Source organism: Dellaglioa sp. CoH-57-MRSF-21, assembly GCF_056781915.1.
Map to the genome: position 1 here is coordinate 24,159 of NZ_JBXAXU010000006.1, position 19,695 is coordinate 43,853.

Genomic DNA, 19,695 nt, shown 5'->3' on the forward strand with positions numbered 1-19,695 from the left:
CGTTCTCCCCAGTGTTAAACAACTGTTTAGCATTACAAGGCGAACTCTAAATCTCTATTTTAATTTTATAATAATTAAACTATCCAATCAAATTCTAAACTAGGATCAGCATTTAAATTTAATCCTGCACGTTGACCTTTAATAAATTCAACATATCCTGCTGCACCAATCATTGCAGCATTATCACCACATAATTTAATGGGCGCCTTCACAAATTCAATATCATTCATTTTCTTCATATCAGATTCAAGTCTTGTACGTAACCCTTTATTAGCTGCCACACCACCGGCTAAAATTAATTGTTTAATATCATACTCATGACAAGCACGTACCGTTTTCTCAGCAAGTACATCAATCACACTTTGTTGAAAGCTTGTTGCTAAATCAGCCCGGTCCAACTCTTCGCCTAATTGATCTGCATGGTGAACTGTATTGATGAAGGCACTTTTCAATCCACTGAAACTAAAGTCATAACTGTCATCTTTGATCATGGCACGCGGAAAATTAAACGTATCTTGTCCAGTATGTGCAAGTTCATCAATTTCTTTTCCTGATGGATAAGTCATCCCAAGAACACGCCCAACTTTATCATAAGCTTCACCTGCTGCGTCATCACGTGTCTCACCAATAATTTCAAATTGACCTTCTTCAGGCATATAAACTAACTCAGTATGTCCACCCGAAACGAGTAAAGCCATTGATGGATACACTATTTCAGATTCATAGCGCGCTGCAAAAATATGGCCTGCCATATGGTTAACGGGAATTAAAGGCAACTCGTGAGCAAATGCGATAGCTTTAGCAGCAGAAACACCTACTAGTAAAGCACCAACTAATCCTGGTCCATAAGTAACCGCAACAGCATCTAAATCATCATAAGTTACATTTGCTTCTGTCATAGCATCTTTAATACAACTCGTAATTTGTTCAATATGGTGGCGGCTGGCAACTTCAGGTACAACACCACCAAAACGTTTATGACTATTAACTTGCGTTGCAATGATGTTCGACAAAATAAGATGACCGTCTTCGACCACTGCGACACTAGTTTCATCACAACTTGATTCAAATGCTAAAATTAGATTTCTTTCCGTTTTATCCATTGAGACCTCTTTCAACTTAATTCATATTCCTTTATTTTAATTTAAGCAACATATCAACAGCATCTTGCCCATCTTCAACATAATAATTCTCTCGGATACCCACTTTAGTAAATCCTAATTGGTGGTATAGATTTAAAGCCGTCTGGTTATCACGGCGAACCTCTAAACTAACTGTTCTAAATCTCATTAAACGAGCACGCCTTGTAATAGACGTTACCAAAAAGTTTCCCATCCCTCTACCCTGACATTCAGGTAGAACAGCAATATTCGCAATATGTACGTCTCCCGTTATTGCATCCGTTGAACAACCAATAAAGCCTAACATTTTATCTTCCTTACGTAAGACTAAATAAAGTGTTTTGCTTTTTTGGCAAATTTCGCCTTCAAATATTTTTGCACTCCATGGTGATTTACCATCATAAACTGCTTTTTCAATCTCAAGTAGTTCCGGAATATCAGGTACAACAGCACGTGTCATAAAATAACTTTCATTTCTAATTTTAATTCTATGATTCTGAAAAACTAATGTCCTAACAGGTTCATCTGGTCTTAATTCTGGAATAATTTGTTTCACTCGTGCTTTAAATTTTTTCAACATAGGTATTATGATCCTTATCTGAATGGGTTTCTAACCATTGCGTCTCTGCTTGCGTTAATCGTAAATAATTCGGAATAAATGTCTCCTGATTAGCGGGCTCTTTATCTTTACCAATTAATCCCAAAATAAATGCCTGAGGAATATTTAAAAATGAAGCTGGAAACTGTGCCTGATCACCTAAAATATCGATAATTTGTTGTTTAAATAAATCGACATCAGTTCCAACAAAAATTTGTGGTCGGTTACGCTCTTTTAATTCAGTCACCCAAGTCACAAGTTCTCTATGCTGGTCTGGTAATTCATTTACAAGCTCATTATCATTTTTATACAAACCTGAGAATACGTAATTCCTACGTGCGTCAAATAACGGTACAATATCAGAATCACTATTTGTGGAAATACCTGCAGCCAACATTGCTAAACTAGAGACACCAACTAATTCACAATCTAATGTAAATGCTAGTGTTTTAGCTGTGGCAACGCCAATCCTGAGACCAGTAAAAGATCCTGGACCTTGTGCAACCACAATTCGGTCTAGCTCTGCAGGCTTAATACCTGCTAATTTCATGACATCAGAAATTGCTGGCATCAATGTAATACTGTGATTTTTTTTTATATTCGTTGTGATAGTTGCTAATAATGCACTATCTTCTAAAACAGCGACGCTGAGTGGTATATTCGATGTATCAATTGCTAAAATTTTCATTCATATCTTCCTTTATCTCTGCTTTGTTAACATTTTAGCACAAAAATAGTATCACAAATTTTTTCTAAGAGAAAATTAACAAAAAAATAGGACAAATAATTGTCCTATGGTTAATAACTAATTTATTTTGAAAATCCATTTGGATGCGTCTGTTCAAAAGTCCATGCTGTCTTAATGATATCTTCCATATTTTCATACTTAGGAGCCCAACCAAGAATTTCATGTGCTTTTTCACTTGCTGCAATTAAAGTTGAAGGATCACCTGCACGACGTGGTGCAATTTCTGCAGGAATTTCTTTACCTGTTGCACGGCGTGCTGCTTCTAGAATTTCCATATTTGAAAATCCATTAGATGAACCCAAGTTAAAGGCATTACTTTCATTTCCCGCAAGTAAGTAATCTAAGGCGCGAATGTGCGCATCTGCTAAATCAAGAACATGCACGTAATCACGGACGTTTGTACCATCTTTGGTATCATAATCGTCCCCAAAAATTTGTAATTTTTCACGTTCTCCGTTAGCAACTTGTAAAATAATTGGAATTAAATGTGTTTCAGGATTGTGATCTTCACCGATGCTACCATCTGGTTTTGATCCAGCAACATTGAAATAACGTAATGCGACAAACTTAACACCATCTGCAACGTCAGTCCAGTGCATAATTTTTTCCATGGCTAATTTACTTTCACCATATGGATTTGTTGGAATTTGAGGGTCATCTTCATGAATTGGGACAACTTTAGGTTCACCATATGTTGCAGCTGTTGAAGAAAAGACGATTTTTTTAACGCCAACTTCAGTCATGACTTCAAGTAAATGAATCATCCCTGCTGTATTATTGTCAAAATATTTTAATGGTTTTACCATTGATTCACCAACAAGAGATGAAGCTGCAAAATGAATAACTGCTTCAATATCCTCATTTTTGAAAACATTGCGCATAAAATTTTTATCCGCAATATCTCCTTGATAAAATTTTGCCTTTTTATTAACAGCCTCTAAGTGCCCTGTCACTAAATTATCGACAACAACAACATCACGACTATTTTCTACTAATTGATCAACAGTATGTGAACCAATGTAACCTGCGCCACCCAAAACTAAAATTGACATTTAAATTCCTCCAAATAGTTTATTTTCTTTATTATAACTTATTTTAGTAAATTTATCAGTGATTCACCCTTCTTTAGCAAATAAATAGACGACGAAAATAAATTCGCCGTCTGGTTAATTTCTATAAGTCACCCGTTAAAAATTGTGCTTGGCCCATGCCAAAGCTCCAATCTTCATCAGTATTAGTTGTTAAATTAATCATTAAATCTTCTGGTCTCAATCCAACTTTTGTTTGTAACTGTTGCATTAACTGTTGATAGAAGGTTTCTTTTTGCTCTGTCGTTCTTGGTCGCGTTGTTAAACTAAAGACCAATACTTCTTTTGTTCGCATAAATCCAAGCCCAGTATCTAAAATTTGCATTTCATTTATTGGATGTTGAGTGACAATTTGATATCTGTCACTAACTGGTGCGCCAAATGAATTAAGCATTACATCATAAGCAATATCTAAAATTTCTTTTATTTGGCCTTCAGAACGGCCTTCAATCATATCAATTTTCATCAATGGCATAGATTGAATCCTCCTATAATCGTTTACCTAATCTTTGGATTTGTTTATTATTACCAACCATATATAACAAAATAATTTGAATTGGAATTAAAATTAAATCTTTGATAGCACGTGCATAGATAATTGTCCAAGGTGACTGGTACATTAATACTAGCCAGAATGTATTTAACAATAAATCAATAACAACGACATTGATTAATACGGCAATAATAATTCGCGGTAACGTAAATGGTTTTTTATAAAATACAAGTCCATAGAAAAACGCACCTAAGAAAGCAGATAGCGAGAATCCCCAGAAAAATGTACCTCCTTTACTGAATAATACTGTTCCAAGTAAATCCGATAAAACAGAACCAATACCACCCAGTAATGGGCCAAACCACGCCGCTAATAGATAAGTCGCAATAAAAGTGAAACTTATCCGTAACGTCAATACCTGATACGATAATAAATTAGTTAGAATAATTTGACCAGCCAATAATAGACCCATCACCGCTATATTCTTTGCGGTTAACCTCTTTGTTAAATTTTCCATGATTCAGACATCTCCTCGTTGGAGTTGCCACATTGTGGTATGCGGCGAATGCGAAAACACAACCGCAGCTATCGCTAGCCTTCGTCCAAAAGACACATTCCGTCCTTTTGGCACTTAACGCTGTATTCTCTACCCCGAAATTTTGTATTTTACTACTTGTGTAGTATACCACTAAAAAGAAAATAACTTTGGGTGTTTCTTTTTAATTTATTTTCTTTTCACGAATCATAAAAATTAGTCCCATAAGTAATCCTAACGCAGCAGGAACTATCCAACTTAAGCCAATATTAAACAGTGGTAAATAATGATTTGCAAATGCTAACATATTTTTAGCAAAAGCTAAATTTTTAATTGAAATTGGCATCGCGTTTAGTCCATCAAAAATGGCACTAAAAAGCGTTAAAACGGTTAACCATTTGTAGATAATGCTGACTTTTAAGTCATACTTATTTAAAGTAGGTTCTAAACAGGCAGCAATCATCAATACAATAGCAAGTGGGTAAAGCAACATCAAAACTGGTGTTGATAATGTAATTAATTGATCTAACCCAACGTTGGCAATTAAACAACTAATCACACAACCAAGTGTTAAATACAATTTATAGCTACCATGACCAATAATTTCAACACATGTTTTAGCACATGCGCTAGTCACGCCAATTGCCGTTTTAATACAAGCAACAACAATAATTGCAGCAAGAAAGAAACTTCCGAATTGTCCAAAATAACGTTGAGCAACTTGAGCTAAAATAGCACCACCATTACCAGAATGTGGAAATACACCCAGACTCGTTGCCCCAAGATAGGCCAAGCATGTATAGATGATTCCCATCAAAATAACACTGATACTACCAGAATAGATAATCCCTTTAGTAATTGATTTAGGATTCGTAATACCTAAATCTTTAATTGTATCCACAATGATAATACCAAAAGCCAAACCAGCGAGTGCATCCATAGTGTAATATCCTTGCCCAAAAGCAGACATAAAAGCACCATTCTTGTAAGAACTTGTTGCGGGGAAATCTGAAAAATTACCCATTGGCTTAATAAATACAAATAACAATAAAATAGCCAACGCACATAAAAATATGGGATTTAAATACTTACCAACATAGACTAATATCTTGGTTGGTTTAACTGCCAAAAGCCAAACTATTGTGAAGAATAAAATTGAAAATAATAATAGCCATACTGAATGTTGGCTGGCTTTAATATGTGGTGCAATTCCAATTTCAAACGGAATAGTTGCTGATCTTGGACCTGCAAATAGCGGTCCAATAGTTAGGTAGAGCAACATTGTGAAAATTATGCCATACGTTCGATTAACCTTAGAGGCTAAATCGAAAACTCCCCTACTTTTAGACAATCCAATAGCAATTACACCTAAAAAAGGTAACCCAACACCAGCAATTAGAAAGCCTAAATTACCTATCCACAGGTTTTGTCCGGATTGTTGACCTACAAAGACTGGAAAAATTAAATTTCCCGCGCCAAAAAATAAACCGAATAACATTGAGCTAATAAATAAATACTCATTCTTACTTAATTGTTTTTCTTTCATTCTCATAACCACCTTATCTGTTCATATACAGTAACAAATTCATAGTCAAAGTACAATATAATATGTATAATCTAAGTGTCAGCAAGGAGGAAAATATGAAAAAAATATTAATTTTACACACTGGTGGTACAATCGCCATGTCTGAAAATCAAGAAACAGGCGCAGTTGCACCTGGTGCAGAAAACCCTTTAAACCAAGTTGAAAATCCATTTGGTGATCGTTTCGATTTAATCACTGAAAATATTTTTAACTTACCATCCCCACATATTGGCCCCATAGAGATGCTAATTATTCAAAAAAGAATTATGCGTGCATCCGCGGAAGCGATTGATGGTATTGTTATTACTCACGGTACGGATACATTAGAAGAAACTGCTTATTTTTTAGATCTTACATTACCGAACCATCTACCTGTCGTTTTAACAGGTGCTATGCGTTCCGCAAATGAAATAGGCTCAGATGGCTTACACAATTTTCAAACAGCCATCTTAACTGCAGCAAGTGATGATGCAGTTGATAAAGGTGTCTTAGTTGTTATGAATGATGAAATTCATACAGCACGCTATGTAACAAAAACACATACAACAAATGTCGCAACTTTTAGAACACCAACGTTTGGCCCAATTGGTAGTATCGCTAAAGATAACGTGACCTTTTTTGCCGAATTGCTAAGCCAGACTTGCTTAGCAATCGACAAAGTTGTTGATCATGTTTATTTAATTAAGGCTTATGCTGGAATGGATGCTGATTTACTTGGTTTTCTTAATAATGACCAAACGAACGGTATTGTCATTGAAGCTCTTGGTGCAGGAAATCTTCCCCCACAAGTTTTAGCTAATCTTCAAAAATTAATTGATCGCGATATTCCAGTTGTAATTGTTTCACGTTGCTTTAATGGCGTGGCACAAGATGTTTACGACTATGAAGGTGGTGGCGTTCAATTGAAAAAAATGGGCGGCATCTTCTGTCGTGGCTTAAATGGTCAAAAAGCAAGAATCAAACTATTGGTTGGATTAAGTGCTGGTCTTGAAAAAGAAGAACTCTCGATTTATGTCGCAGATGCTTTATCATAAAAATATAAAAAATGCTCTGAGTAACTGGATAGACTTCCAGTTACTCAGAGCATTTTTTATTCTAACGTTTCGTCCACTCACAGTCAGCTTCACAATAAACATCATCACCAATTTTAATCTGGTGATGTGTCGTTAAGTTATCAATAACAACGATACTATCTATCTTATGACCATAGTGAATTTCTTTTTCATATTTAATATTCATATGTTTCAAATCATGTGACATTAAAAAGTCTTCTGACAATGAATCTAATAACCAATCAAAATATTTTGAATTGTTTACATGTTGATTTGGATCAATATCAAAGAATCGAACGTCATATGATTTTTTAGCAGCTATTGTATCTTCTTTCATGATACCAACTGGTTTCTCCAAACGCTCAATTCTTCGTGTATATTCAGCACCAAAAGGTTCAATAACTTCTGGCAATACACGAGTCATTTTACGTGTTTTATGATCCATTAAAACAAATACAGCATGAATATGTGCACACTCATTACCTGCTTCATCATGAACCCAGAAATCTCGGTAACAGAAGAAACGATTGTACGAAACAGCCTCAGTAGTTAATGTTAAATTCTCATCAATATGTGGTATTCTCGAAATATCAATAAGATATTGTGTAATAACCCAACCAAAGCCCAAATTTGTTAAATCTTTTTCAGTAATTCCTAAGCTATCACTTTGGTCTGTTGAAACCAAAATAATCATGTTAATTAGCATTGCTACTGTCACACGCCCACTTTTATCGCCTTCATAGTAAACCGCACGATGTAGCTCACTAAATTTATTATCTGCCAATATGTTCACTCCTTAAATCTGATGATACAGATTATAAACTTCTTGTTTTTTCATCTCTTGTTTCTTAGCAATCTCTTTTATCGCATCATTAGTTTTCATACCTGTTTCAATCAAATAATCAACTTGTTCTTCAATTGACATATTAGCCAGATGATCAACTTCCGTTGCTTCTGGCGAATCATTTCCCTCAACAATTACACAAAATTCTCCACGGACTTGCTCAGTGCCAGCCCATTTGATAGCATCATCCAGTGTTCCACGCAAGAATTCTTCATAACGTTTAGTTAATTCTCGGCATAGTACAACTTTACGCTGACCACCAAGGCTAGCAGCTATTTGTGTTAATGTTTTTTTCAAGCGATGTGGTGCTTCATAAAAAATAAGCGTCATTGTTTGATTTTTCAACTCAGCTAATTCTTCTTTTTGACTCTTAGGTTTTCGCGATAAAAAACCATAGAATAAGAACGGTTGTGGCGCTAATCCAGAAGCTATTAATGCAGTGATCCCGGCATTTGCCCCAGGAAGTGGCACAACTGGAATCTTAGCTTCAATACATGCTTTAACAAGATCATGCCCAGGATCACTAATTGATGGCATTCCTGCATCACTTACTTGTGCGATTGATTGACCAGCCAATATTTTATCAACAAATTGCGGAATACGTTCTTGCGTATTATGTTCATGAAAACTCAATTGACTTGTTTCAATTTCAAAATGATTTAATAATTTTTGTGTGTTTCGTGTATCTTCGGCTGCTATATAGTCAACCTCTTTTAAAATATCAATCGCTCTAAACGTCATATCAGATAAATTACCAATTGGTGTCGGTACTAAATATAATGACCCAGTTGTCCCTTTACCTTGAAAACTGCTTTGTGCTGCTATTTCACTCATACTTCGCGCTCCCCATAAATTAAATCTAAACAGAAAGCACAAGGTTCATCATCGACTCGACGTGATCCGTACATCCCTTCAATATTACAAATATGAAAACCTTGATCATATAATTTTTCTAAGTTTTGACGTGATTTTGACAGATTTGCATCGGAAGATTCATTAAAATTCTTAGACGTTTGTCGTTCTATTTCACTTAATCGTTCTCTCAAATGTTGGTTTTCAATCTCCAATTCAGCGTTATTTTCAAGAACACCAGTCATATCAGATTTTATTGTTTCAAAACTCGATAACATTTTTTTCATTTCTTCCTCGATAGCTATAAAATTATCATATAGTTGACGCTTATCCACAAAATCACCTTCATTTCATATTTTATAAATCTATTAATTTTAACGTTGTTACTTCAATTGCACTTTGAAATGTCATATTTATTTGGAGCATCGTTTTAATTTGTAAACAACCATCTAATATAGCAACTAACTTTTTATCACTAATCATTTGAGTTATTTTATCAATTTCAGTTAAACGATTAGAAAAACTCACTTGTTCCTTACGATTATAACGGACAAGTAAACAATCACGCGCTAACAGTACCATTAAATCAACCATCAATGCCTGTTGTTGTTTTTCTTTTGCGAGTGGCACTAGTTTTGTTTGTACCAAAATGAAACTTTCAGCATCATTTTTCAATAATTTACTGAACCAATTCCAAACTTGATTTGTCATTTCAGTAAAATTCTCATCTTGTGCTAATGCTACAGCATGGCTTGTACTCTCAGTTACATGAACAAGTAACTGAGCCTGATCTTTCAAGATACCTTGATTTAATAAATTTTGAATCAATTTTTCTTGAGAGAGTGCGACAAAATTAACCAGTTGGCACCGTGATTGAATAGTTGGCAAAATTTGATTTTTATTTTCTGTTAATAAGAAAGCTTTCACATTTCCAACAGGCTCTTCTAAAAATTTAAGTAAACTGTTCGCAGCACTAGCTGTCATACTCTCAGCTTTTTCAATTATAAAAATCTTTTGGCTACCTTCAACACCACTTTTTGAAAATTCTGATTTCAAAAATCGAATTTGATCAACTTTAATTGACTGGCCTTCAGGCTTAACACTCACGATATCAGGGTGATTACCTGATAGAATTCGTTGACATTCACCACATACACCGCAAGGCTTTTGATCCTCGTCAGCAGTACAAAAGAGTCGCATTGCAATCCATTGTGCTAGTTCAACCTTACCAATACCTTCTGGTCCGGAAAATAGATAAGCATGGGCTAACTTATTTGTTATTATCAATTTTTCAAAATGTTCAATTAATTTTGGCTGTAATTCTTGAATTTTAATATTACTGGTTTCATCAGCTAATTCTGTCATTACTATTTACTCCTAAAATTGATGAAACTCTTCTACTGGTAAGACAAATACTGTTGCACCACCAACCTGAACTTCTAATGGAAATGGTACTTGTGCATCCATTGAAACATCTAAGTTAACAGGGGGGGCCATAAATTGTTCACGCGTTGATGATGTCTCTTTAATGATTTGTAATACCTCATCAACACGTTCATCTTCAATACCAATTAAAAAGGTTGTATTACCAGACTTTAAAAAACCACCAGTTGTTGATAGTTTTGTTGCACGGACATTTGAATCTATAAATATATTGCTTAATCGGTTACTATCTTTATCTTGAACAATCGCTGTAATTAATTTCATTTGAATTCCCTCATTTCATTTATTTAAAAGACTCGGGTAATTTTTTCTTCAGAACGTCAATACAATCGTCAATTACTTTTTCCAAAGGTTGCGCCGCATTAATGGTTATAATACGTTCTGGATTTTTCACTGCTAATTGTTGGTATGCTTTGCGTACTTTTTGATGGAACTCTAACTTTTCATCATCTAAACGATTTATTTCATTTTGACGATGCTCAAAAATTCGTTTTAATCCAATTTCTGATGGTACGTCAAAGTATAAAGTTAAATCAGGTTCTGTTCCATTTGTTGCAAATAGGTTCATATCAGCAACCGCTTGCGTTCCGATATCTCTACCAGCACCTTGGTAAGCAATTGAACTATCAACATAACGATCACATATTACAATTTTATCTTCCTTAAGTGCTGGGAAAATTATTTCTGCGATATGCTGACGTCTTGATGCTGCAAACAATAATGCTTCAGTTCGTTTATCCATCTCTGGATAATCTTGATTTAAGACAACTTCACGAATGGCTTCAGATATCGGACTTCCACCTGGTTCACGTGTTATAACTAATTCTTTTACCAAGTTATTTTGTATCTTTTTTATAATACCTTTTAAGGCACTCGTTTTGCCGGACCCATCTGGTCCTTCAATCGTTATAAATTTTCCAGTCACATTAACGACCCCAATACTTATTATTATTGTACTTGAATCTTAAAAACCTGTCCATAAGATAAACCTACTATTAGTATACTATCTCTTATTTAATAAATCTAATCAGCATTTCACAAAAAAACGCCAAGACAAGTTAGGCGAATTGTCTCAACGTTCTTTCTAATTTAATGTGTGATTACTGAAGCCTGCATATGCCCTTTAACTGAACGAACACGCGCTTCATTATAGAGAAAGAAATATCTTTTTCTTGCCATCTGTGTTTCATTAATTAATTCTTCATCAACTTCGTAAATGGCCTCTTCAGTTTGTTTGGCTTGATCCCATGCTATTTTAGCGAGATCAATTGACTCTAGCAACTTAGCGTCATACTCTTTACGTAATTTAAGTTTTGTTTTTTTATTAAACATTACACCGTCAGCTCATTTCTATATTTCAGTACGTCCTTCAATCGCTTTAAACAACGTCATTTCATCTGCGTACTCAATATCGCTACCTACAGATAGTCCATGGGCTAATCTTGTCACTTTAATTCCAGCCGGTTTAATCAATCTCGATAAATACATTGACGTTGCTTCACCTTCTGGCGTTGCATTTGTCGCAATAATAACTTCCTGCATATCGGGATGCGATTGAAGACGTGTTAATAAACTTGTGATATTAATATCTTCCGGCCCTTTACCTTCAATTGGTGATAATACACCATGAAGCACGTGATACAAGCCGTGATACTCTTTCATTTTTTCTAAAGACATCACATCTTTAGGTTCTTCTACAACAATAACTTTGGTTTGATCACGTGATGAATCAGAACAAATCTGACAAGGATCTTCTTCAGTAATATTGCCACAGATACTACAATAATGTAGGTCTCGTTTGGCAGATATTAGTGATTTAGCAAAATCGGTGACATCATCTTCATCCATATCAATTGTAAAAAAAGCTAATCTTGTAGCAGTTTTACCACCAATACCTGGTAATTTCATATAACTTTCAATCAATTTTGCGATAGGTTCAGGATATTGCATTTTCTTTAGCCTTCTTTAATTTTAAGTTTATAGTCCAGGCATCCCTTGAGAATATTTACCCAATTTATCAGTTGTTGTTTTTTCAATTTTTGTCATAGCATCATTAACAGCCATAATAATTAAATCTTGTAACATATCAACATCATCAGGATCGACTGCTTCTTCTTTAATCATGATATCAGTCATTTTTTTGTCCCCTGTAAAGGTTACCTTAACTAAATCATTTGAAGCTTCGCCAACAAATTCAGTTGCATTCAAAGCCTCTTGGTCTTTTGTCATATCTTTTTGTAATTTTTGCATTTGTTTCATCATACCTTGCATATTACCATTTCCACGCATCATTATTAATTACTTCCTTTCTAATCCTGTTTAATTTCTATATTTTCTGTTCCAAAAATTTCTTCAGCTTTTGAAACAATTGGTTCTACTACTTCAGGTTCTGGCTCAATAATTGTTTCAGTTCCCTCGTGCTCATTTTGTTTAATGTAAGATTTTCGGACTTCTGGCCATTGCTCTGCTGTAATACAGACCACCTTAGGGACATGATGTAATAATCGATCTAACCCATTACCTAAAGCATCGAGTAACTCTGTATCACTTGAAGCTTTGACAGACAAGAATTCGTAATTAAAACTAACAAGTACACTGTCAGGACTAGCCGCAACCGGTTCACTAGCTTGCATAATCGCACGTTGTGTAACTGAAAGTTGATGCAACAACTCTGGCCAAACCTGTTTTAATTGTACCAAACTTTCTTTTGTTGCGTGATCTAAAATAGGATAAATTTGAGATAAATTTAATGTTGCTTTTTTTTGAGTAGAGGCAACTTTTTTAGGCTTAGCTATTACTGCCACTTGCGGTTGATTATCATTCTGACTTAAATCAATTATTTGCTTTTTCAAGTCTTCAACTGTTTTAGTTAAATTATTAATTTGTTTAGATGCATCTGAACTTAATTCTGATTGAGTCGTCTCCGCAATCGTATCAGAGGTATTAAATTGTGATAATCGAATTGTTAATACTTCTAAATAAACATCTGGATGTGTTGTAAATCGCATTTGTTGTTGAATTTCATTTAAAACATTTATCATTTGGTATAAGAAATCAGCAGAAATAGTCTGTGATAAGTTTTTAAAATCATCATTAACCATCCCTAATTCTAGTTGATTAATAAGTGCTGGTGCTTGCTGATATAATAGTAAATCACGACTATAGGCAATTAAATCTTCGATTAATCTAGTTGAATCTTTACCTTCGTCTATAATTGCTTGTATCGTTTCTAATGCCTCAGTAGTCGCTTTTTGACTAACTTCCGTGACGTAATTCTGTATTTTATCCTGTGTTACACTACCGGTTACTAACAAAGCATTATCCAAAGTCACCTTGTTATCACCGAATGAAATGACCTGATCTAAAATACTCAAAGCATCCCGCATTCCACCTTCAGCTGCTTTAGCGATAACTTTAAGCGCTGGTTCTTCATATTCAATTCCTTTTTCAGACAAAATATAAACCATTCGTTCATAACTGTCAGCTGGCGTAATACGCTTGAAATCAAATTTCTGAGTTCTAGAAATAATGGTTGCTGGAATCTTATGTGGTTCCGTTGTAGCAAGAATAAAAATAACATTTTCAGGTGGTTCTTCAAGCGTCTTCAAGAGTGCATTAAAAGCACCCGTAGATAGCATATGAACTTCATCAATAATATAGATTTTAAAATCAGCTTGTGTGGGTGCATACTTTACTTTGTCACGGATATCACGAATTTCTTCAACCCCATTATTAGAAGCGGCATCAATTTCGATAACATCGTTTAATTGACCATTCGTAATAGCGATACATGTCTCACATTTGTTACATGGTTCGCCATTTTCCTGGAAGTGACAATTAACTGCCTTAGCAAAAATTTTAGCTGCGGACGTTTTACCTGTTCCACGTGGACCATTAAAAATGTATGCATGACTTGTTTGTTGTGTCATAATTGCATTTTTCAACGTCTGCGTAATCATGTTTTGTCCAACTAAATCACTAAATTTTTGTGGACGCCAGACACGGTATAAAGCTTGGTAACTCATCACAATCTCTCCTTTCAAAATCTATAAATAGCTTTTTAAATAAAAAAATCTCTCAGCCATTTCTGACTAAGAGTCTTAAATAATCATAATTACTTAAGGCACAAAGTGAATCAAACTTAGTGCTGCTTCCTTCCGGATCTGACACAATTCGTAAGCACACTATTGCCTTAAGGCCTTGCGGCAATTATTATAATACATTAAATTCCAACAAAAAGCTACCTTTATGATTGCTTTTTTTCTTTTCTTTTACGACGAACTTCTCTAAAGAATGATTGGAGTAGGTCTTTGGCTTCATCTAATAATAATCCAGATTCTACTTTTGCTTGATGATTAAATCGTTCATCCGTTAATAAGTTCCCAATGCTGCCTGCAGTTCCTGCTTTAGGATCAAATGCACCAAAGTAAACTTCGGGGATTCTTGAATTGATAATCGCACCACTACACATTGGGCATGGTTCTAGTGTTACGAATAATTGCGCATCTACAAGACGCCAGCTATGAATCGTAGCACAGGCTTCTTGGATGGCTAAAATTTCAGCGTGAAGGGTTGCATCTTGCACGTGTTCACGAATATTATGGCCTCGTCCAATAATCTCACCATTTTGTACAACAACACAGCCAATTGGTACTTCACCAATAATTTTTGCATTTCTTGCTTCATATAAAGCTTCGCGCATAAAAAATTCTTTTTGTTCTTCAGTTAATTTTTCTACCATTTACTTCACACTCATTAAAATATAGTAACCTTTATCTTTTAAAATAATGTCACAATTACCAAAAACTTCAGTCATTCTCTTTTGAGCCGAACTTGCCCCTTGTTTCTTTTGTAATACAGCAAACAATTGTCCGCCAACTTTTAAATGGTCGAATGCGCCACTTAAAATTTCATGAACGACCTCTTTGCCTGCTCTAATAGGCGGGTTTGTAAGAATTGCAGCATAATCTGTCTTTTTTACATGACTGTATGCGGCAGATTCAAAAACTTCTATATTATTAATTTTATTGATTACCGCGTTCTTCTTTGCTAATTCTAATGCTAATTCGTTTACATCTGTCATGTCTATTTTTCGTTCTGGTTGATTCTTGGCTATAGCAAGTCCTATTGGACCGTATCCACATCCAACATCTAAAATATTTCCCGGAATTATTTTTTGTTGCTCAACTGCATTTAATAAAACTCTTGAACCAAAATCGACTGTTTTTTTTGAAAATACACCATTATCTGTGGTAAACTTAAACTCGTTGTTCAACAGTTTAAATGTCCATTCTTTTTCATCATGAATAACATCTGGATTTTTCGAAAAATAATAATTCGTCATATTTTTACCTACTTTCTCAATAGTTTCTATAATACGGAGAAAATCGAATTTTCGCAATCAAAATTTAATATAAACAATCCAAGACCTTGAACACTACATCTTGTGTGATGCAACTTAAAATCACACTAAATGTAGTGTTTTTTTCAATTGATTTTTGGATTATGTGTTGTATACTTATCTTATTAAACAAAACAACAAAGGGGAATTTATATAATGAAAAAAGTTACTGTATTTACAAAAAACAACTGCATCCAATGCAAAATGACAAAACGTTTTTTAGAAGAAAACAACGTCGACTTTGATGAACGTAACATTTCCGAAGACGATAACGCAATCGATTACTTGAAAGGCCAAGGTTTCCAAGCTGTTCCTGTTATAGAAGCTACTGGATTCGATACAATCGCAGGATTTCGTCCTGATATGCTTAAAAAGTTGGCAGTCTAATGAAAATTGTTTTCTTTAGCATTACTGGACAAACACGACGCTTCATCAATAAAATTGGCTATCCTTCATTTGAAATCGATCCAACAAACCCGCTTATTGAATTAAATGAACCCTATATTTTAATTGTTCCAACTTATGAAATTGGGCTCACTGAATCGGTCAACGACTTTATTGAATATCAATCAAATAGAGAAAATATACTGGGTGTTGTTGGCGGTGGGAACCGCAACTTCGCCCAACTTTTTATTTTTACAGCCAAAGATATCGCAACCGACTATCACGTCCCATTATTATATGAATTTGAATTCAATGGCACTGAAGAAGATGTAATCAATATGAAGAAAGTAGTTGATGAAATTGACATTAAAAACGTTAAATAGTGATAAAGTCACTTATTATGATTTAAATAATGAAATTAATATTCCCGTAGACGGTCAAATCCCACTTCAAAAAGATCAAGAAGCCTTAACCGCCTTTTTGAAAGAAAATGTTGCTGAAAATACAATGCAATTTGATTCATTAAAAGCACGTTTTGATTATTTAATTGACAACAACTATATTGAAACTGATTTTTATAATAAATATGACTTCTCATTTATAGAGGAGCTCTACGCTTATTTAGCAGCTCAAAAATTCCATTTCGGTACATTTATGGCTGCCTACAAATTTTATGCTCAATACGCACTTAAAACTGATAATAATGCCTATTACCTTGAAAATTATATTGATCGTGTTGCAATGAACGTTCTTTACTTTGCTGATGGTAATACAGAACTAGCTATGAATTTAGCTGACGAAATGATTCATCAACGTTACCAACCTGCTACACCTAGTTTCTTAAATGCCGGTCGTAAACGTCGTGGAGAATTAGTTTCTTGCTTCCTAATTCAAATTACTGATGATATGAATGGTATTGGACGTGGCATTAACTCAGCACTTCAATTATCTCGAATTGGTGGTGGTGTTGGTATTACGCTCAGTAATTTACGTGGCGCAGGTGCACCAATTAAAGGGATTGAGGGCGCTGCTTCTGGTGTTCTACCCGTTATGAAATTATTAGAAGATAGTTTTTCATATTCTAACCAACTAGGACAGCGTCAAGGTGCTGGAGTTGTCTATTTAGACGTCTTCCATCCAGATATTGTTGCTTTCCTGTCAGCTAAAAAAGAAAATGCTGATGAAAAAATCCGTGTTAAAACTTTATCACTAGGCATCACTGTACCTGATAAATTTTACGAACTCATTAAAGATAATGCAACGATGTATCTTTTCGATCCCTACGGTGTTGAAAGAGAATATGGAGTCCCTTATTCCTATGTTGATATCACAAAAGAATATGACAATATGGTTGCCAATAAAAATATTAGTAAAAAAACGATTCTTGCCCGCGAATTAGAAACTGAAATTTCTAAGCTGCAACAAGAGTCAGGCTATCCTTATATTGTCAATGTTGATACAGCAAATCGCGCAAACCCAATTGATGGTAAAATCATTATGAGTAATCTTTGTTCAGAAATCATGCAGGTTCAGACACCATCAACTGTGAATAATGCACAAGGCTACGATGTTATGGGGACTGATATTTCATGTAACTTAGGCTCAACTAACATTGTTAATATGATGGCTTCTCCAGATTTTGGCCGTTCAGTTGATTCAATGGTTCGCGCTTTAACTTTTGTAACTGATAGTTCAGATATTGATGTTGTGCCTCCTATTCAACATGGAAATAACTTAGCGCATACCATCGGTTTAGGTGCAATGGGCTTACATGCCTACTTCGCTAAAAACCATATGCATTATGGTTCAGAAGACTCAATCGATTTCACTAGTGTTTATTTTATGATGCTTAACTATTACTCATTAAAATCATCAAATGCTATCGCTAAAGAAAAAAATGAAACATTCCATAACTTTGAAAAAAGTACTTATGCAACTGGTACCTACTTTGATAAGTATCTTAACGAAGATTGGGGCCCTACTTCTGATAAAGTTGCTGCCTTATTTGATGGCATCGACATCCCTAATCAAGAAGATTGGGCGACTTTGAAAGCTAATATTCAAACTGACGGTCTTTATCATCAAAATAGATTGGCTGTTGCACCTAATGGCTCTATTTCATATATTAACGATACTACTGCCAGTCTTCACCCAATTATTAACCGAATCGAAGAGCGTCAAGAAAAGAAAATTGGAAAGATTTACTATCCAGCTCCTTACCTTTCAAATGACACGATTCCATACTATACTTCTGCATACGACATGGATATGCGTAAAGTTATTGACGTTTACGCTGCTGCACAGGAACATATCGATCAATCACTTAGTTTAACTTTATTCATGCGTTCAACGATTCCTGAAGGCCTCTACGAATGGAAAAATGGTCGGACAGATAAAATGACAACACGTGACTTAAACATTTTGCGTAATTATGCGTATAATAAAGGTATTAAGTCAATTTACTACATCAGAACCTTTACTGATGATCAAGAAGAAGTTGGCGCAAACGCTTGTGAGAGTTGTGTTATCTAAACTGTAACGGAGGAAAGTTAAATGAATAATGATAGTTACAAAGCAATTAATTGGAACGAAGTTGAAGATCAAGTTGATAAAGCAACTTGGGAAAAACTAACAGAACAATTTTGGTTAGATACACGTATCCCCCTTTCAAATGATTTAGATGATTGGCGTACACTGAGTCCTGCAGAAAAAACATTAGTTGGTCATGATTTTGGTGGGCTAACATTGTTGGATACGGTGCAATCACAAGATGGGATGGAAGCGTTGCGTCATGATACACGGACTGCCCACGAAGAAGCTGTTTTAAATAATATTCAATTTATGGAATCGGTTCATGCTAAAAGTTATTCATCAATTTTTTCAACGTTGAATACAGCTTCAGAGATTACTGAAATTTTCGAATGGACAGACAAAAACGAATTTTTACAAAAAAAAGCACAACGTATTAATGGTATTTACCAAAACGGGTCACCATTGGAGAAAAAAGTTGCTTCTGTTTTTCTTGAAACGTTCTTATTCTACTCTGGTTTCTATACGCCACTTTACTATTTAGGCCATAACAAACTGGCAAACGTTGCTGAAATTATTAAATTAATTTTACGTGATGAATCTGTTCATGGTACCTTCATTGGCTATAAATTCCAATTAGGATTCAACGAACTTTCTGAAGAAGAACAAGGTAAAATGAAGACCTGGATGTATGACCTTCTGTTTGAATTATATGAAAACGAAGAAAAATATACCCATGAACTTTATGATGAAGTTGGTTGGACTGAAGAAGTTTTAACCTTCTTACGTTACAATGCCAACAAAGCTCTAATGAATTTAGGCCAAGATCCTTTGTTCCCTGATACAGCTTCTGATGTTAATCCTGTTGTCATGAACGGAATTTCAACATCAACATCTAATCATGATTTCTTCTCTCAAGTTGGTAATGGCTACTTACTTGGTAGTGTGGAATCAATGGATGATTCAGATTATGAAATTGGTGAAAGCGGCCAAATGAAACGTCGTCCTAAACGTTAGAAAAA

24 protein-coding genes, 1 other RNA gene and 1 riboswitch are annotated in these 19,695 nt (G+C 34.8%); of the genes, 5 read left to right on the forward strand and 20 right to left on the reverse strand.

Annotated elements, in window-relative coordinates:
- Positions 1 to 74: 74 nt before the first annotated feature.
- The 7 genes from tsaD to brnQ all read right to left on the reverse strand — a co-directional run bounded on the left by tsaD (position 75) and on the right by brnQ (position 6,129).
- The gene (gene tsaD, locus AC1RPQ_RS06630) at positions 75 to 1,103 is read right to left on the reverse strand and encodes a tRNA (adenosine(37)-N6)-threonylcarbamoyltransferase complex transferase subunit TsaD (protein WP_481761945.1); all 1,029 of its coding nucleotides are present in this window, start codon (positions 1,101 to 1,103) and stop codon (positions 75 to 77) included.
- A gap of 31 nt (positions 1,104 to 1,134) precedes the next feature.
- The gene (gene rimI, locus AC1RPQ_RS06635) at positions 1,135 to 1,701 is read right to left on the reverse strand and encodes a ribosomal protein S18-alanine N-acetyltransferase (RefSeq protein ID WP_481761944.1); all 567 of its coding nucleotides are present in this window, start codon (positions 1,699 to 1,701) and stop codon (positions 1,135 to 1,137) included.
- Positions 1,685 to 2,407, reverse strand: a complete 723-nt coding sequence (tsaB, locus tag AC1RPQ_RS06640) for a tRNA (adenosine(37)-N6)-threonylcarbamoyltransferase complex dimerization subunit type 1 TsaB (protein WP_481761943.1) — start codon at positions 2,405 to 2,407, stop codon at positions 1,685 to 1,687. Before tsaB ends, rimI begins: the two co-directional genes overlap by 17 nt.
- Positions 2,408 to 2,529: 122 nt before the next feature.
- Positions 2,530 to 3,519, reverse strand: coding sequence for a UDP-glucose 4-epimerase GalE (gene galE / locus AC1RPQ_RS06645; RefSeq protein ID WP_481761942.1), 990 nt, complete (start codon positions 3,517 to 3,519; stop codon positions 2,530 to 2,532).
- A 121-nt stretch (positions 3,520 to 3,640) separates the two neighbouring features.
- Entirely contained in the window at positions 3,641 to 4,030 is a 390-nt protein-coding gene (locus AC1RPQ_RS06650; protein WP_481761941.1) for a tautomerase family protein, read from the reverse strand.
- A 13-nt stretch (positions 4,031 to 4,043) separates the two neighbouring features.
- Positions 4,044 to 4,565 (reverse strand): folate family ECF transporter S component, encoded by a 522-nt coding sequence (locus tag AC1RPQ_RS06655; protein ID WP_481761940.1) that lies wholly within the window; start codon positions 4,563 to 4,565, stop codon positions 4,044 to 4,046.
- A 40-nt stretch (positions 4,566 to 4,605) separates the two neighbouring features.
- A riboswitch (THF riboswitch) is annotated at positions 4,606 to 4,704 on the reverse strand.
- Positions 4,705 to 4,767: 63 nt separating this feature from the next.
- Positions 4,768 to 6,129 (reverse strand): branched-chain amino acid transport system II carrier protein, encoded by a 1,362-nt coding sequence (gene brnQ, locus AC1RPQ_RS06660; protein ID WP_481761912.1) that lies wholly within the window; start codon positions 6,127 to 6,129, stop codon positions 4,768 to 4,770.
- 95 nt (positions 6,130 to 6,224) lie between these two features.
- Between brnQ and AC1RPQ_RS06665 the strand changes: the two genes are divergently transcribed.
- Entirely contained in the window at positions 6,225 to 7,202 is a 978-nt protein-coding gene (locus tag AC1RPQ_RS06665) for an asparaginase (protein WP_481761911.1), read from the forward strand.
- A 61-nt stretch (positions 7,203 to 7,263) separates the two neighbouring features.
- Here AC1RPQ_RS06665 and AC1RPQ_RS06670 read toward each other — a convergent pair whose 3' ends face one another.
- The 13 genes from AC1RPQ_RS06670 to AC1RPQ_RS06730 all read right to left on the reverse strand — a co-directional run bounded on the left by AC1RPQ_RS06670 (position 7,264) and on the right by AC1RPQ_RS06730 (position 15,703).
- Positions 7,264 to 8,004, reverse strand: a complete 741-nt coding sequence (locus AC1RPQ_RS06670) for an acyl-[acyl-carrier-protein] thioesterase (protein ID WP_481761910.1) — start codon at positions 8,002 to 8,004, stop codon at positions 7,264 to 7,266.
- A 12-nt stretch (positions 8,005 to 8,016) separates the two neighbouring features.
- Positions 8,017 to 8,898, reverse strand: a complete 882-nt coding sequence (gene rsmI, locus AC1RPQ_RS06675; protein WP_481761909.1) for a 16S rRNA (cytidine(1402)-2'-O)-methyltransferase — start codon at positions 8,896 to 8,898, stop codon at positions 8,017 to 8,019.
- Positions 8,895 to 9,251, reverse strand: coding sequence for a DNA replication initiation control protein YabA (locus tag AC1RPQ_RS06680; RefSeq protein WP_481761908.1), 357 nt, complete (start codon positions 9,249 to 9,251; stop codon positions 8,895 to 8,897). The genes rsmI and AC1RPQ_RS06680 overlap by 4 nt, the downstream gene beginning before the upstream one ends.
- Before the next feature lie 22 nt (positions 9,252 to 9,273).
- On the reverse strand, positions 9,274 to 10,281 hold the full coding sequence (gene holB, locus AC1RPQ_RS06685) for a DNA polymerase III subunit delta' (RefSeq protein WP_481761907.1): 1,008 nt from the start codon (positions 10,279 to 10,281) through the stop codon (positions 9,274 to 9,276).
- Positions 10,282 to 10,293: 12 nt separating this feature from the next.
- A complete protein-coding gene (locus AC1RPQ_RS06690; RefSeq protein ID WP_409021519.1) occupies positions 10,294 to 10,623 on the reverse strand; it encodes a cyclic-di-AMP receptor in 330 nt (109 codons plus the stop codon).
- 19 nt (positions 10,624 to 10,642) lie between these two features.
- The gene (tmk, locus tag AC1RPQ_RS06695) at positions 10,643 to 11,284 is read right to left on the reverse strand and encodes a dTMP kinase (RefSeq protein WP_481761906.1); all 642 of its coding nucleotides are present in this window, start codon (positions 11,282 to 11,284) and stop codon (positions 10,643 to 10,645) included.
- A 164-nt stretch (positions 11,285 to 11,448) separates the two neighbouring features.
- The gene (locus tag AC1RPQ_RS06700) at positions 11,449 to 11,691 is read right to left on the reverse strand and encodes a YaaL family protein (protein ID WP_481761905.1); all 243 of its coding nucleotides are present in this window, start codon (positions 11,689 to 11,691) and stop codon (positions 11,449 to 11,451) included.
- An 18-nt stretch (positions 11,692 to 11,709) separates the two neighbouring features.
- Positions 11,710 to 12,309, reverse strand: a complete 600-nt coding sequence (gene recR, locus AC1RPQ_RS06705) for a recombination mediator RecR (RefSeq protein WP_409021522.1) — start codon at positions 12,307 to 12,309, stop codon at positions 11,710 to 11,712.
- 27 nt (positions 12,310 to 12,336) lie between these two features.
- Positions 12,337 to 12,651, reverse strand: coding sequence for a YbaB/EbfC family nucleoid-associated protein (locus AC1RPQ_RS06710; protein ID WP_409021523.1), 315 nt, complete (start codon positions 12,649 to 12,651; stop codon positions 12,337 to 12,339).
- Positions 12,652 to 12,668: 17 nt separating this feature from the next.
- Positions 12,669 to 14,384: a DNA polymerase III subunit gamma/tau gene (dnaX, locus tag AC1RPQ_RS06715; RefSeq protein ID WP_481761904.1), complete on the reverse strand. Its 1,716-nt coding sequence runs from the start codon at positions 14,382 to 14,384 to the stop codon at positions 12,669 to 12,671.
- Between the two features lie 87 nt (positions 14,385 to 14,471).
- An RNA gene (gene ffs, locus AC1RPQ_RS06720) (signal recognition particle sRNA small type) lies at positions 14,472 to 14,558 on the reverse strand.
- 47 nt (positions 14,559 to 14,605) lie between these two features.
- Positions 14,606 to 15,100, reverse strand: coding sequence for a tRNA adenosine(34) deaminase TadA (tadA, locus tag AC1RPQ_RS06725; protein ID WP_409021525.1), 495 nt, complete (start codon positions 15,098 to 15,100; stop codon positions 14,606 to 14,608).
- The gene (locus AC1RPQ_RS06730; RefSeq protein ID WP_481761903.1) at positions 15,101 to 15,703 is read right to left on the reverse strand and encodes a class I SAM-dependent methyltransferase; all 603 of its coding nucleotides are present in this window, start codon (positions 15,701 to 15,703) and stop codon (positions 15,101 to 15,103) included.
- A 213-nt stretch (positions 15,704 to 15,916) separates the two neighbouring features.
- On the opposite strand from AC1RPQ_RS06730, the gene nrdH reads away from it, so the two are divergent.
- From nrdH to nrdF, 4 genes are read left to right on the forward strand one after another with little or no spacing between them, the layout of a single operon-like run.
- Positions 15,917 to 16,147 carry a glutaredoxin-like protein NrdH gene (gene nrdH / locus AC1RPQ_RS06735; RefSeq protein ID WP_481761902.1) on the forward strand — a complete coding sequence of 77 codons (231 nt, stop codon included), beginning with the start codon at positions 15,917 to 15,919 and terminating at the stop codon, positions 16,145 to 16,147.
- Positions 16,147 to 16,527, forward strand: a complete 381-nt coding sequence (gene nrdI, locus AC1RPQ_RS06740; protein ID WP_481761901.1) for a class Ib ribonucleoside-diphosphate reductase assembly flavoprotein NrdI — start codon at positions 16,147 to 16,149, stop codon at positions 16,525 to 16,527. Before nrdH ends, nrdI begins: the two co-directional genes overlap by 1 nt.
- Positions 16,499 to 18,676, forward strand: a complete 2,178-nt coding sequence (gene nrdE, locus AC1RPQ_RS06745) for a class 1b ribonucleoside-diphosphate reductase subunit alpha (RefSeq protein ID WP_481761900.1) — start codon at positions 16,499 to 16,501, stop codon at positions 18,674 to 18,676. The genes nrdI and nrdE overlap by 29 nt, the downstream gene beginning before the upstream one ends.
- Positions 18,677 to 18,697: 21 nt before the next feature.
- Positions 18,698 to 19,690 (forward strand): class 1b ribonucleoside-diphosphate reductase subunit beta, encoded by a 993-nt coding sequence (gene nrdF, locus AC1RPQ_RS06750; protein ID WP_409021529.1) that lies wholly within the window; start codon positions 18,698 to 18,700, stop codon positions 19,688 to 19,690.
- Positions 19,691 to 19,695 lie beyond the last annotated feature (5 nt).

Bases quoted from the DNA above. Each gene is read 5' to 3' on its own strand.
- tsaD (WP_481761945.1), bottom strand. From the start codon at position 1,103: ATGGATAAAACGGAAAGAAATCTAATTTTAGCATTTGAATCAAGTTGT.
- rimI (WP_481761944.1), bottom strand. From the start codon at position 1,701: ATGTTGAAAAAATTTAAAGCACGAGTGAAACAAATTATTCCAGAATTA.
- tsaB (WP_481761943.1), bottom strand. From the start codon at position 2,407: ATGAAAATTTTAGCAATTGATACATCGAATATACCACTCAGCGTCGCT.
- galE (WP_481761942.1), bottom strand. From the start codon at position 3,519: ATGTCAATTTTAGTTTTGGGTGGCGCAGGTTACATTGGTTCACATACT.
- AC1RPQ_RS06650 (WP_481761941.1), bottom strand. From the start codon at position 4,030: ATGCCATTGATGAAAATTGATATGATTGAAGGCCGTTCTGAAGGCCAA.
- AC1RPQ_RS06655 (WP_481761940.1), bottom strand. From the start codon at position 4,565: ATGGAAAATTTAACAAAGAGGTTAACCGCAAAGAATATAGCGGTGATG.
- brnQ (WP_481761912.1), bottom strand. From the start codon at position 6,129: ATGAAAGAAAAACAATTAAGTAAGAATGAGTATTTATTTATTAGCTCA.
- AC1RPQ_RS06665 (WP_481761911.1), top strand. From the start codon at position 6,225: ATGAAAAAAATATTAATTTTACACACTGGTGGTACAATCGCCATGTCT.
- rsmI (WP_481761909.1), bottom strand. From the start codon at position 8,898: ATGAGTGAAATAGCAGCACAAAGCAGTTTTCAAGGTAAAGGGACAACT.
- holB (WP_481761907.1), bottom strand. From the start codon at position 10,281: ATGACAGAATTAGCTGATGAAACCAGTAATATTAAAATTCAAGAATTA.
- AC1RPQ_RS06690 (WP_409021519.1), bottom strand. From the start codon at position 10,623: ATGAAATTAATTACAGCGATTGTTCAAGATAAAGATAGTAACCGATTA.
- AC1RPQ_RS06700 (WP_481761905.1), bottom strand. From the start codon at position 11,691: ATGTTTAATAAAAAAACAAAACTTAAATTACGTAAAGAGTATGACGCT.
- recR (WP_409021522.1), bottom strand. From the start codon at position 12,309: ATGCAATATCCTGAACCTATCGCAAAATTGATTGAAAGTTATATGAAA.
- AC1RPQ_RS06710 (WP_409021523.1), bottom strand. From the start codon at position 12,651: ATGATGCGTGGAAATGGTAATATGCAAGGTATGATGAAACAAATGCAA.
- dnaX (WP_481761904.1), bottom strand. From the start codon at position 14,384: ATGAGTTACCAAGCTTTATACCGTGTCTGGCGTCCACAAAAATTTAGT.
- tadA (WP_409021525.1), bottom strand. From the start codon at position 15,100: ATGGTAGAAAAATTAACTGAAGAACAAAAAGAATTTTTTATGCGCGAA.
- AC1RPQ_RS06730 (WP_481761903.1), bottom strand. From the start codon at position 15,703: ATGACGAATTATTATTTTTCGAAAAATCCAGATGTTATTCATGATGAA.
- nrdH (WP_481761902.1), top strand. From the start codon at position 15,917: ATGAAAAAAGTTACTGTATTTACAAAAAACAACTGCATCCAATGCAAA.
- nrdI (WP_481761901.1), top strand. From the start codon at position 16,147: ATGAAAATTGTTTTCTTTAGCATTACTGGACAAACACGACGCTTCATC.
- nrdE (WP_481761900.1), top strand. From the start codon at position 16,499: ATGAAATTGACATTAAAAACGTTAAATAGTGATAAAGTCACTTATTAT.
- nrdF (WP_409021529.1), top strand. From the start codon at position 18,698: ATGAATAATGATAGTTACAAAGCAATTAATTGGAACGAAGTTGAAGAT.